General features: G+C 41.8%; 11 protein-coding genes and 2 tRNA genes. 6 read left to right on the top strand and 7 right to left on the bottom strand.

What is annotated here, in order from left to right:
* Positions 1–31 precede the first annotated feature (31 nt).
* Positions 32–2,662: a type VI secretion system ATPase TssH gene (gene tssH / locus Xkoz_RS09245; RefSeq protein ID WP_099141886.1), complete on the top strand. Its 2,631-nt coding sequence runs from the start codon at positions 32–34 to the stop codon at positions 2,660–2,662.
* Positions 2,663–2,715: 53 nt separating this feature from the next.
* A complete protein-coding gene (locus Xkoz_RS09250) occupies positions 2,716–3,669 on the top strand; it encodes a serine/threonine protein kinase (protein WP_167386573.1) in 954 nt (317 codons plus the stop codon).
* Here the strand turns inward: Xkoz_RS09250 and rimJ are convergent.
* On the bottom strand, positions 3,664–4,251 hold the full coding sequence (gene rimJ / locus Xkoz_RS09255; RefSeq protein WP_099141940.1) for a ribosomal protein S5-alanine N-acetyltransferase: 588 nt from the start codon (positions 4,249–4,251) through the stop codon (positions 3,664–3,666). The two genes, Xkoz_RS09250 and rimJ, sit on opposite strands and share 6 nt — an antisense overlap.
* A gap of 175 nt (positions 4,252–4,426) precedes the next feature.
* Here rimJ and mdtH point away from each other — a divergent pair, with 175 nt between their 5' ends.
* Together mdtH and Xkoz_RS09265 are read left to right on the top strand one after the other, a co-directional pair.
* Complete coding sequence (gene mdtH / locus Xkoz_RS09260) at positions 4,427–5,632, top strand: multidrug efflux MFS transporter MdtH (protein WP_099141888.1); 1,206 nt, start codon at positions 4,427–4,429, stop codon at positions 5,630–5,632.
* Between the two features lie 78 nt (positions 5,633–5,710).
* Positions 5,711–6,274: a lipoprotein gene (locus tag Xkoz_RS09265; RefSeq protein WP_099141889.1), complete on the top strand. Its 564-nt coding sequence runs from the start codon at positions 5,711–5,713 to the stop codon at positions 6,272–6,274.
* A 95-nt stretch (positions 6,275–6,369) separates the two neighbouring features.
* Here the strand turns inward: Xkoz_RS09265 and Xkoz_RS09270 are convergent, their stop codons facing one another.
* Together Xkoz_RS09270 and ghrA are read right to left on the bottom strand one after the other, a co-directional pair.
* Positions 6,370–6,912, bottom strand: coding sequence for a TorD/DmsD family molecular chaperone (locus Xkoz_RS09270; RefSeq protein ID WP_099141890.1), 543 nt, complete (start codon positions 6,910–6,912; stop codon positions 6,370–6,372).
* 84 nt (positions 6,913–6,996) lie between these two features.
* Positions 6,997–7,944: a glyoxylate/hydroxypyruvate reductase GhrA gene (ghrA, locus tag Xkoz_RS09275; RefSeq protein ID WP_099141891.1), complete on the bottom strand. Its 948-nt coding sequence runs from the start codon at positions 7,942–7,944 to the stop codon at positions 6,997–6,999.
* 312 nt (positions 7,945–8,256) lie between these two features.
* Here ghrA and Xkoz_RS09280 point away from each other — a divergent pair.
* Positions 8,257–8,346: transfer RNA gene (locus tag Xkoz_RS09280), tRNA-Ser, on the top strand.
* A gap of 124 nt (positions 8,347–8,470) precedes the next feature.
* Positions 8,471–8,560: transfer RNA gene (locus Xkoz_RS09285), tRNA-Ser, on the top strand.
* 99 nt (positions 8,561–8,659) lie between these two features.
* On the opposite strand, the gene Xkoz_RS09290 is transcribed toward Xkoz_RS09285, so the two are convergent.
* The 4 genes from Xkoz_RS09290 to Xkoz_RS09305 form a co-directional block, all read right to left on the bottom strand.
* Positions 8,660–9,169, bottom strand: a complete 510-nt coding sequence (locus tag Xkoz_RS09290) for a DUF6622 family protein (protein ID WP_099141892.1) — start codon at positions 9,167–9,169, stop codon at positions 8,660–8,662.
* A gap of 400 nt (positions 9,170–9,569) precedes the next feature.
* Positions 9,570–10,382 (bottom strand): VOC family protein, encoded by an 813-nt coding sequence (locus tag Xkoz_RS22945; RefSeq protein ID WP_244183439.1) that lies wholly within the window; start codon positions 10,380–10,382, stop codon positions 9,570–9,572.
* Between the two features lie 84 nt (positions 10,383–10,466).
* A complete protein-coding gene (locus Xkoz_RS09300) occupies positions 10,467–11,153 on the bottom strand; it encodes a helix-turn-helix transcriptional regulator (protein WP_099141893.1) in 687 nt (228 codons plus the stop codon).
* Positions 11,154–11,244: 91 nt separating this feature from the next.
* The gene (locus Xkoz_RS09305) at positions 11,245–12,240 is read right to left on the bottom strand and encodes an alpha/beta hydrolase family protein (protein ID WP_099141894.1); all 996 of its coding nucleotides are present in this window, start codon (positions 12,238–12,240) and stop codon (positions 11,245–11,247) included.
* Between the last annotated feature and the right edge of the window lie 265 nt (positions 12,241–12,505).

The raw sequence follows: 12,505 nt of genomic DNA on the forward strand, positions 1-12,505 counted from the left end.
TACCTGTCAACACCATCACGGATTATACGCTATGTCAGAAATCAGTCGTTCTGTACTCTTTGGCAAACTGAACCGTACCCTGTTCACTTCTTTAGAAAGTGCCACCACTTTTTGCAAACTGCGGGGCAATCCTTATGTTGAATTAGTTCACTGGTTGCATCAACTCCTGCAACAACAAAATAGCGACTTACAGCAACTTATCCGTTATTTTTCACTGGATGAAGCAACGCTGGCTAAAGACATTGTTACAGCGCTTGATCGCTTGCCACGTGGAGCCAGTGCCATCTCCGATCTTTCTGAACATATTGATAATGCCGTAGAGCGTGCTTGGGTATATGGATCATTGAAATTTGGTGTCAATGAAATTCGCAGTGCGCATTTGCTGATAGGGATATTGAAAACCTTCAATTTACACAATGCACTGAAATCCATTTCTCCTCAGTTTGACCACATTAATGCGGATACCCTGATCGACCATTTCAATGGTATTTGCGGTGATAGCGATGAATCCCAGGCAAGTGTATCAATGGATAAACAAGGTACAACGCCGCAAAGTACAACAACTTCCTCGCTACAACAATATGGACAAGAGCTGACTGCCCGTGCACGCAAGGGTGAAATTGATCCGGTATCAGGACGTGATGAAGAAATTCGTCAGATTATTGATATCCTAATGCGTCGCCGCCAAAACAACCCCCTACTGACTGGCGAGGCCGGTGTTGGTAAAACCGCCATCATTGAGGGATTGGCATTGAAAATTGTGGCGAAAGAAGTTCCCCCACCTTTACGCGATGTTCAGCTTTGGTTACTGGATATCGGGATGTTACAGGCCGGAGCCAGCACCAAAGGAGAATTCGAGTCACGTTTACGTAAAGTGATCGATGAAGTGCAGTCCAGCCCCACCCCAATCATTCTATTCATTGATGAAATTCATACCTTGATTGGTGCAGGGGGGCAACAAGGAACGGGTGATGCCGCCAATCTGTTAAAACCTGCATTGGCTCGCGGGCAATTACGCACCCTGGGCGCCACAACCTGGTCGGAATATAAAAAATATATCGAAAAAGATCCCGCCCTTACCCGTCGTTTCCAGGTGGTTCAAGTTCATGAACCCGATGAAAACAAGGCGCTACTCATGCTGCGCAGTCTGATCAAAGCACTGGAACAGCACCATCACGTGCTGTTGCTGGATGAAGCCATTGAAGCTGCTGTACGCCTTTCCCATCGCTATATCCCTGCCCGCCAATTACCAGACAAGGCTGTCGCCTTGCTGGATACAGCCTGTGCCAGAGTTGCAATCAGCCAATATGCGGAGCCTCCCCAATTGGAAGATTGTCGCCATCGCATGGACGCATTGCAAATTGAGCTAGAGATTGCCGAACGAGAAATTAAAGTCGGTATCGGTGATAAACAACGCCTGACCGCCATTCTTCATGAACTCGCCAATCTGGAAACGGAGAAAGTCCAATTACAGGCACGCTGGGAACAAGAACTGGCTTTGGTCGATAAAATTATTGCTTTGCGAACCCAATTGCATGAAAGCCAAAATGATACCCTTGAAACTGATGCCTTTGAAACAAAGCACACTGAACTGTCAGGGCTACAGCAACAATTGAATACCTTACAAGGAGAAGAACCCCTTATCTTTGCTGCCGTAGACAGCAATATTGTTTCTTCCGTTGTTTCAGATTGGACAGGCATTCCCCTCAATCGCATGGTAAAAGACGAAATCGATGCAATATTACAGTTGGCTGATACCCTCAGCCAACGTGTCATCGGCCAGTACCACGGGTTAGAGTTAATTGCAAAACGGGTACGCACTTCACGCGCCAGGTTAGACGATCCCAATAAACCGGTGGGTGTTTTCATGTTGTGTGGGCCGTCTGGTGTCGGTAAAACGGAAACCGCGCTCGCTCTTGCCGAAACGTTATATGGTGGAGAGCAAAATCTGATCACCATCAATATGAGTGAATTTCAGGAAGCACACACGGTATCCACATTGAAAGGTGCCCCCCCTGGTTATGTTGGTTATGGTGAAGGCGGTGTATTGACGGAAGCTGTCCGGCGCCGGCCTTATAGTGTGGTCTTGTTAGATGAAATCGAAAAAGCCCACCCTGATGTACATGAAATTTTCTTCCAGGTCTTCGACAAGGGTTGGATGGAAGATGGGGAAGGACGCCACATCGATTTTCGCAATACGATTATCATCCTAACATCCAATGTCGGGACTGATTTGATCTGTTCACTGTGCACCCAACAAGACGCTCGACCAGCGCCTGAGAAACTCAGCACGGCATTGCGTAAACCCTTATTGGATGTGTTTCCTGCTGCCCTGCTGGGGCGATTACTGGTCATCCCTTACTATCCATTAAGCGATGAAGAGATGACAAACATTGTGCATTTACAATTGGAAAGAATTAAAAAACGCCTGCTGGCAAACCATGACATTACAGCAACATTTGATGATGCCATGGTTGAACACATCGTTAGCCGGTGTACAGAAATTGAGTCCGGCGGACGTATGGTTGATGCTATCTTGACCAATTCCCTGTTGCCGAAAATTAGCCAGCAATTGCTTTCTGCCAGTGCACATAATGAACAATATCATTATCTTAGGGTTTCACTTGAGCAAGGTGAGTTTCAATGTCAGTTCACAGACTGATCAATTTGCCGATTAAAATGCCGGTTTAAATAGATAACCCAGGAGCCATCCATTTGCAGAACTTTCACCAGACACATATCGGTGGCAACACTGGCTTTACCCACCCACTCCCCATCGGCTACTGCCTCAATGAATTTGAAATCGAAGAAGTCATTGGCAAAAGCAGGGGCAGTATTGTGTATCGTGTTTGGGATCACCATCTTAAGCAAGCCATTGCAATCAAAGAATATACTCCCTATCCTTTTGCCACCCGCAGACACGATATGACACTCAGCTTACGCGGGAAAAAATCAAAGAAACGGTTCCATGCCGGGTTGCAAAACTTTATCCGTGAAGCACACTTAATGTCGAGTTTCGAACATCCCTGTCTCCCCCATTTTCTGCGTTTCTGGCAACAAAACTACACCGCATATATAGCGGCTTCCTTTTATAAAGGAATGACATTAAATAAATTGAGAATAGAACACCCCCATTTCATCAATGAAAAGTGGCTATGTCAGATACTGCTCCCTTTGTTGGATGCGCTGGATATTCTCCATCAAAAAAATTACTTACACTGTGACATTTCTTTGGACAATATCTTGATCCAAGAGAATCAATCACCCATCTTGCTGGACTTAGGCTCTATCCGCCAAACAACAAAATGCTTATCTGATGATACAGAGATAACCATCCGATCCGGCTTTACGCCCATTGAACAATACACGGCCAACGAAGAAAACCAACAAGGTCCCTGGACAGATCTCTATGCATTGGGGGCGGTGCTATATACCTTAATTGTGGGTAAATCACCGCCAGTCAGTATCGTGCGCAATTTTGAAGACCATTATCAGCCCCTGGTCAAATTGCGTCCAATGGGCTATTCCCTGCCGTTTCTACAGGCGGTTGATTCTGCTCTGGCAATAAATCCTTCAGGGCGTCCACTGTCTATATCCAAATTCATTGCCATTTTTTCAACAAAACCAACACGGCCAACCGTTCCCACGCACATCCCAACAAATTTATAAGTCCACATTCCCCCACGAATCATTAATCAATGATGTCAGCACATGATCCTGCCAGACGCCATCAATCATTAAGTAATTCCTGGCATAGCCTTCTCGTTCAAAGCCTAACTTTTTAAGTAACTTCCCACTGCGGTGATTATGTGGCATATAATTAGCCATAATTCGGTGTATTTTCTGCTGACTCTGCATGTAGCGAATGGCGGATTGCAATGCTTCGTACATTAACCCTTGCCCTTGCCATTTTTCGCCCAAAGAATAACCAAGGTAACAGGAGTAAAACGCCCCTCGTATAACATTATTGAAATTGGCAACCCCCATGACTTCATTTTCATCAGGATCTAATAACAGGAAATTAAATGCCAATCCCTGCCGCTGTAATTCCGCAATATAACTCAGCCTGTTTGTCCATCCAGAAGGTTGATAAAAACCACCATCCCTTGTCGGTTCCCATGGCTTAAGAAAATCTTTATTTTCTGAATAATATTCAGCCAGCCTATAAGCATCCCGTTCATACACCACACGAACAACCATTCTATTCGTAATAAAGCGAATCTTGGGAGATGTAGAACGATAACCAAACATATTGTCTCCTGATACTGACTTTGGAAAATTTTTAAATAATTTAGCGCCGAAGACATTTTTAATCACCATCCGACGATAAAAAAATATCATCTATGCTCCCTCTACCTTAATACTTAAATTGAGTCCAAAATAACCAGAAATTTACATTTATTTTTTCATATTTCAATGGTGCATAATGTCATTAGTTTCACAAGCACGTAGCTTGGGTAAATATTTTCTTTTATTTGATAATCTATTGGTTATTTTAGGTTTTTTTGTTGTTTTCCCCTTAATTTCTATTCGCTTCGTCGAACAACTTGGCTGGGCAGCCGTCATTGTCGGCTTCGCACTAGGTTTACGTCAACTGGTACAACAAGGGCTGGGCATTTTTGGTGGCGCTATCGCGGATAGGTTCGGTGCCAAGCCCATGATTGTTACAGGTATGTTACTTCGTGCGCTAGGGTTTGCTCTAATGGCTTTGGCAATGGAGCCTTGGATATTATTCCTCTCCTGTATTTTATCTGGGTTAGGCGGAACGTTGTTCGATCCCCCAAGGGCTGCATTGGTCATTAAATTAACCCGCCCTCATGAACGTAACCGCTTTTACTCACTCTTATTGATGCAAGACAGTGCGGGTGCCGTAGTTGGGGCACTGATAGGAAGCTGGTTGTTGCAATATAACTTCAATATTGTCTGCTGGATTGGTGCAACGATTTTTGTGCTGGCAGCCCTATTTAACGCTCTGTTTCTGCCCGCTTACCGTATCTCTACCATTCGAACACCCATCAAAGAAGGAATGGGGCGAGTGATTAAAGATCGACGGTTTTTTTACTATGTACTGACATTAGCAGGGTATTTTGTCTTATCAGTACAAGTTATGTTGATGTTTCCGATTGTGATCCATGAAATTTCTGGTACAGCTACCGCAGTTAAGTGGATGTATGCCATTGAAGCCGTTATTTCCCTGACATTGCTCTATCCTATTGCCCGCTGGAGTGAGAAATATTTTCGCCAGGAGCAACGTTTGATGGCTGGCCTGTTTTTAATGAGCCTCTGCATGTTTCCAATCGGTTGGGTCAATCAATTGCATCTTATCTTTGGCCTGATTTGCCTGTTTTATCTGGGCTTGGTCACCGCAGAGCCGGCACGGGAAACGCTCAGTGCATCACTGGCTGATCCACGGGCACGGGGTAGTTACATGGGGTTCAGCCGTCTGGGGCTGGCATTAGGCGGCGCATTGGGCTATACCGGCGGGGGATGGCTCTATGATGCAGGCCATGCCTTGAATATACCGCAATTACCCTGGCTCCTGTTGGGACTCGTGGGTCTGGTTACCATTTATGCCCTTCATTACCAATTTAATCAGAAAAAAATTGAAACGGTCATGATTAACAAACATTAATCATTTAATGGGATAATTAAACAATAATCATCAGGAAATAGTGTAAAATCTGCCCATTGAGAACAAAAGGAGACAACAATGAGAAGATTTTTCTTAGGCGCCGTATTGCTATTGGCTGGGCTAATCAGCGGCTGTGATCAATTCAAGGAAGTCAGTATCAACGAAGGCTTGCTCAATGACTACTTACTGAAAGGCGTTCATTACCAAAAGCAAATTAGTCTGCCTGGTGCTACCAAAGCGAATATTACACTGGGAGATTTAACCAGTCAGATAGGCCGCCAAGAACCCGAAAAAATTGCGTTGTCGACTCTGGCAAAAGTTCAGTTAGTGACTTTACTGGGAACGATCCAGGCTGATATGAAACTGACGATTAGAGCTAAACCAATATTTAATGCAGAAAAAGGGGCTATTTTCATCAAGGAGTTAGAAATCGTAGACTACCAAACCACACCAGAAAAAATGGCTACCCCCATTAAGTCGTTACTCCCTTATTTGAATGCCTCGTTAAGTGAGTTTTTTGATGATCATCCGGTTTATGTTTTGAATCCTGAAAAAAGCAAGGCCGAAGCTACTGCCTTAAAATTAGCCAAAGGATTGGAAATTCAACCGGGTAAATTGGTTATTGATTTGGTTGATAAATAATTTTCATTATCAATGATAATAGTAATGGCGGTTTATTAAACCGCCATTATTTATTGTTCGCTATTTACCGATTGAGTTGCTTACAGGTTACGTTGTCACGCTAATTCCAACTCTTCACGTAATGCTTGTAATGCTTCGCGGGTAACAATCGCCAATGTTCGATAAAAACTGCTGGTCGCATAGGCTTCAACTTTACCAAGAAATTGTCCACTCCAAGGCAATAAATACTCATCAAATAACCTAATTTGGGCCTGAACTTCATCTTCTTCAGCCTGATCTTCCAACCATGACGCCGCCAACAATAAAGAGCCAAATTGATCAGCCGGAGTATCAGACAAAGGCATGCCCCGCTCCGCTAAAAACTGACGCACCTCGCTTTCATCCTTATTGCTATAATCAGAGCGGCAAACTGCAACCCCCGCAGATCCCCCAGTAAACAAGGCATGATAATCGGCTTCAATCACCGATAATTCGCTGTGTTGCTGTAACCTATCCAACAATTCATCCTGCTCCAAAGGCCACAATTGTTTCAGTTTTCCCTCAGCAATTAAGGTCACCACAGGTTGCAAAACAGGATCTTGTGGAGCCCGATTAAACAATGTTCCCAAGATGCGGCAAACAATAGAAAATTCGTTCATGGTTTCATTCTCTCCCAATAACCGACTTAAATAATCAATATCTGTTATTGTCCCTAATCGTCTGCCTTGCTGTAAAGCGACTTATTAATAACCAAGGGTCATATCAACGAGACCCGTAGGTGATCCCCCCTTTTCCATTCGCCGGATATTGTCACAAATTCTATCCATAGCTTCATCAGGGATCGTTTTAGCCGCGATATGTGGGGTGATATTAATGCGTGGGTGAGTCCAGAAAGGATGAAATTTTGATAGTGGCTCTTCAACAAAGACATCAAGAGTGGCGCCGGCAACATAACCTTTGTCAATGGCAATCAGCAGGTCTTGCTCTACCAGTTGAGCACCTCGTGCAATATTAATCACATATGAACCAGGTTTTAACTGTTTGAATAATGAAAAATTTAAGATACCACGCGTTTCTGGTGTATCTGGCAGGATATTAATCAACACCTTACATTCAGAAAGAAAATCATCTAGCTGCGTTTTTCCGTAAAAACTGTCAACATCATCAATTTGTTTTGCTGTCCGGCTCCAGCAGCGGATATTGAAATCAAACTCTTTCAATTTTTCAATAACGCGACGCCCTAAAACCCCAGCCCCCAAGACACCAATAACAAATTGTTTCCGGTTATGGGAAGGCATGGGATTCCAAAGGCGCTGTTCTTGATATTGTTTATATTCATCCATGCGGCGGAAATAGTATAAAACCGAGGCAACCGCATATTCCTGCATTTGCCGTGCCATGCCCGTATCTTCAAGGCGTATCAACGGAACCCCTTTAGGTAAGGTGCCCGGATTTTCCAATTCTTGCCTAAGGATAGCATCCACCCCGGCACCAAGTGAAAATATCCCTTTGATATCATGGCGATTAGCTAACATTTCATAGGGAGGCAACCAAACTAAGGCATAATCGGCGGGGGCATTATCACCACTGACCCAGTGCCGGACGTTAGCCTCAGGCAATCTGGCTTGTATTTCCTGAACCCATTTATCAGAATTAAAATCAGAGGAAGGGTGAAAAAAAATGATGTTCATAAGATCTCATTCCTTTTTGTTTTTCTAATAGGGTTAACCTATTGCTGCAAGGTTGCAAGGCTCCGATTAGAAAGACAGGAATGAAATTATTGATAATGTTATCTGGTTAACAGATTTACCCTCATTCATTGCAACAAAAAAAACGCTTTTACTATTTTAATTGGCTGTCAAGCACACAAATTGTTTTTTATTTGTCTAATCAGTCAAAAAGCCTGAAAAAATCATCATAAGCCTGTTGACGCTTGACCTGCTTTTCCCTATAGTAGCGCCCCGTTGCCGCGATGAATGCAAAAAATCACTGCAACGAAATACGGTGAGGTGTCCGAGAGGCTGAAGGAGCACGCCTGGAAAGTGTGTATACGTGAAAACGTATCGAGGGTTCGAATCCCTCCCTCACCGCCATATTCTATGAAAGAGCCTGAACAGAACGCTCAGGCTTTTTTAATGCATAACCCACTAACCAGAGCAATTATTTCTATTACAGTAGTGTGTTATGTTGTTGTTAAATACAACAAAGACAAAATTTGGTGAGGTGTCCGAGAGGCTGAAGGAGCACGCCTGGAAAGTGTGTATACGTGAAAACGTATCGAGGGTTCGAATCCCTCCCTCACCGCCATCTTAAAAAAAGCCTGAATTGATATTCAGGCTTTTTTTATTCAATCTCAAAGAAATTATTGCAACCACCTTTATCAAGAAAAACATAAAAAACTTTATTTTATGCCTTTTTGTTATTTTTATAATAAGGGATAAATAAATTAAGCGTTACTCCCCAAAAGACACCATCCGACAGGCCGCAGATAAAACCAAACAATAAATTAAAATTGAAAGAATATAACAAATTAGAGTTGATATTCATCATGGCAGAAATAACAAATTTCACTATGAAAACAATAAGGATCAGACTCAAAGTCAAGGGCGTTCCTGAACGGATGATAGAGCCATCTTCATTCCCCTTTCTTAATCTTGGTCGGTTACTCCATAAACCCCACCCAATGCCCCCTCCTACAACGATACCCACAATAAGCGCTATAAATGCCGAATTTTGAAATATCGTTTCATTTAATACACTGTAAACCGCCCATATCAAAAATAAAATTGGCATAAAAAACAGTCGTTCAATGCGCATTTCCCGGTCATATAATGCCCGGATACCCCGGTTAATTAAAAAAACAAATAAAATCCAAATCCAGATAGGAGTACCTTTAATAATGCCTAAAATTGACATATCACTCACCCTTCTTACGTTGAGCACTAGTGCTTCGCTATTTATACAATAGACAACCCTTCATATTTATTCACCATTCCGCTATTAAGAGGCTCCTGGATTTTTAATATGATGGATCAAATCATTAGTGACAAAAACTTTCGTTTTTTGCCCCAATGATAATATCAAGAAAATATTTACTTTTTACTGGCTTATGATCAAACCAGCGAGTGGCTTTATCCGAAAAAGAATGCTGTCCAAAGTAATTAGCAAATTAAATAACAAACTTTAGCGATAAAGTAGGTAGAAAATCACATTTGAACAAATGTCACCATCTTGAACCAATAAAAATGGCAAGCTATTCAGAAGATGAACATGCCTGAGATAAACCACCACAACTCTCAGGCATGAGAAATTTTCCTTAATCCAAAGGACACACTCGGATCATATGACCATCAGGATCTTTTACCAGGAAAGTGCGGCCAAAAACGTCAGTGTAAGGTTCTTGTTGAATTTCAATGTTTGCATTTTGTTGCCATTGTTCAAAGAGTTGATCGACCTCTTCGCAAGAGGGTAACATGATACCAATCTCCGAAAATCGCGGTACTGCGTTGTCGGGCTGCTCTCCTCCACCCCAAATAGCAAAAATGGCTTCTTTACCCGCACTAAATGCCACATAACGTGGGCTGGAAAAGACGGGTTCAGCGTTAAAAATAGTCGAATAAAAGGCCGTGGAACGTTCAATATCAGAGACATAAATTAATTGAAGATTAGGTTTAATAGCAGAACCCCATTTTTCTGTTTCAGTTTTTTCAACCACAATCTTAAGCCTTGAAAGTGTTTCGACCAGATCTTGCGTCACTTGCTTAAAAAAACTGACCGCCTGGGCATCAGAAATATGGCCCTCAGGCTCAAAAGAAACACTCACCTGAATACGCTTTGCCATGTTGCTTGCGTCAGTAAAAATTTTATGGCAAAACGTCAACACGCCCATCTGTGGCAAATTTACCTGATCAGTGAATTCCTTATTGACTTCAATGTTTGCAAGATAAAAACGAATTTCCGGCCGACCACTTAATACCATTTTGCCGTATTGCCCTGTTTTCACTTCACCTTCAAATTCAAAATACTCAAGATCAATCTCCCATTTTTTCCGCAAGTCAAAATCAACATAGTGGGCCCAAATCTGAGATGGCTTTGCATTTACCGATGTAGAAAAAGTGAGGGTTAACATAAAAAGCTCCAGTCAGTAGAAAATTAACGTAGGACATCAGGAGCCATCAAGGTAGCAAACCGATATGACAATTTTTGTCAGTAGCTAATGCAATATCTTTTCTGTTTCCCGCCATTCTTTAAGTAAAGATTGTCTTGAACGGGGATAACATTGTTGTTCTATCGTCAAATGACTCATCCTATCCGATCTGAAATGACGAAATGTGTTCCTTAATTCACACCAGCCAATAACAATACTGATACTCTCAAAATACCCCAAGGCAAATGGCCATATTGTTCTGGTTGATTGATTGTTTTTCAGATCTAAATAAGTGAAGGTGATTTTATGCCGCTTGCTGATCGCTTGCCGAATTTGCGGGATATCAACGGAAGGCTCAATTCTCATAGCGGCAGGCCCAATTAATAATGAGTTCGTTTCAAGATATTGTTTGAGTTCCTCTGGGATCACTGCCGCAATTTTATTGATTGCGCTATTTGCAGAGATCTTTAATTGTGGATCAGCGCGCCTGGCCACCCAGCCAGCCCCTAACGCCAAAGCCTCTATCTCATTTTGCGTTAACATCAATGGCGGTAAAACAAATCCTGGCCGTAAAACATAACCAATACCCGCTTCCCCCTCGATATTCACTCCCTGGGACTGTAAGGTCGCAATATCCCGATAGAGTGTCCTTAAGCTAATATCCAACTTTTGCGCCAATACCTTGCCCTGTACAGGAAAGTGATAACCGCGCAATAATTCCATCAGAGTTAACAAACGTTGTGCCCTGGACAATTTATCCTATCCTTAACATTAACCCATCGATTCATCCCAATTGTAAAACTTCTCATCATCGTGCCACCACCTCAGAGGAGCAGAAATTAATCTATTCGTTTTGCAATGGAAGATTAGACTGGATATTCAGAAGATCATTTTCATTAAACTCAATATTTGCCTTTTCTCCCTTATCATTTAATATTTTTTCCGCGATAAGATTGGTCAATGGTCTAATAATATTAAAATGATCACCGTTTTCAATGCGATAAATATATAAAGGGATGTCTTTGTTTTTAGCAATCTCTTTGACTTCATCAAATTCCTCCCAATAAGCATCTTCCCCTTCAAAATAGAAAGTCGGAGATTTTATGGATTTTAAAAAAGTTCGGGGAGAACGCAGTTCAAACTCTCTAGGATCATTCTGATCAAAAGGAACTGCAACAGGAATAGGAGCATAATTGATACGTAAACGTAAGTCAGGAATCCCACCCAATGAAAAAACGGCTCTAAAACCCTTGGAATATTCGCTGGCTAACAGTGCTCGAGTACCGCCAGTACTATGTCCAGCTAAGTAAATTCTATTTTGGTCAACATAAGGTAATTTGGCGAGGTATTGTCTCGCTGATTCAATGTCACGTAACTCTCCGTAAAACATTTCATAACGCCCTGGATTGGCATTTTCTCCCCGAAAACTAGGGATCATTAATACCAATCCATTGCGTCTAAATGCTGAAGCTGATTGATCATTATCAGCAGAATGCTGAGACCAAAAAAAATCATCGTTTCCAATCCCACCATATCCGCCTGTTAACCAAATTATTGCTGGATATTTTTGGCTTTTATCAGTTGGAGGGGTACTAAGAAATGCAGCCATATTCCCATCTTCAGCGGGATAATATATCAATGAGAAAACATCTATTGGTGGCATAGCGGGTTGTCCATCACCAATAAAGCTATTTTCAATAAGATGAGTTTTGAATTTATTGTGCGCTTTAGTATAATTATCTTTACGTAATTTAAAACTGTGGTTGTCTTCATCACATGCAAAAAGTAAAAAGCTAAAAATCAGAGGGATGAATTTTAGCCAGAGATATTGTTTTTTCATAAATATTAACCTAATGGTTCCTTGTTAAATTTTATATTTTCTTCTCCTTATTTTTATCATTTAACCTTAGGTTTTAAAAGCTCAAATATAAATATATTCTGGCAATTATCTAACCATTTTAATAGCTTTAGAATAATTTCCTATTGATAAAATATAGCGCTAAAACGATTGACAAAGTCCATTTCTCCGAAATTGACAAGTAATATAGTTAACTTTTTGACATATAACACTTTTTTGGATTAATAAAAGCGATATGCTGGTATCA

Source organism: Xenorhabdus kozodoii (assembly GCF_002632875.1).
In the GTDB taxonomy this organism is placed as follows: domain Bacteria; phylum Pseudomonadota; class Gammaproteobacteria; order Enterobacterales; family Enterobacteriaceae; genus Xenorhabdus; species Xenorhabdus kozodoii.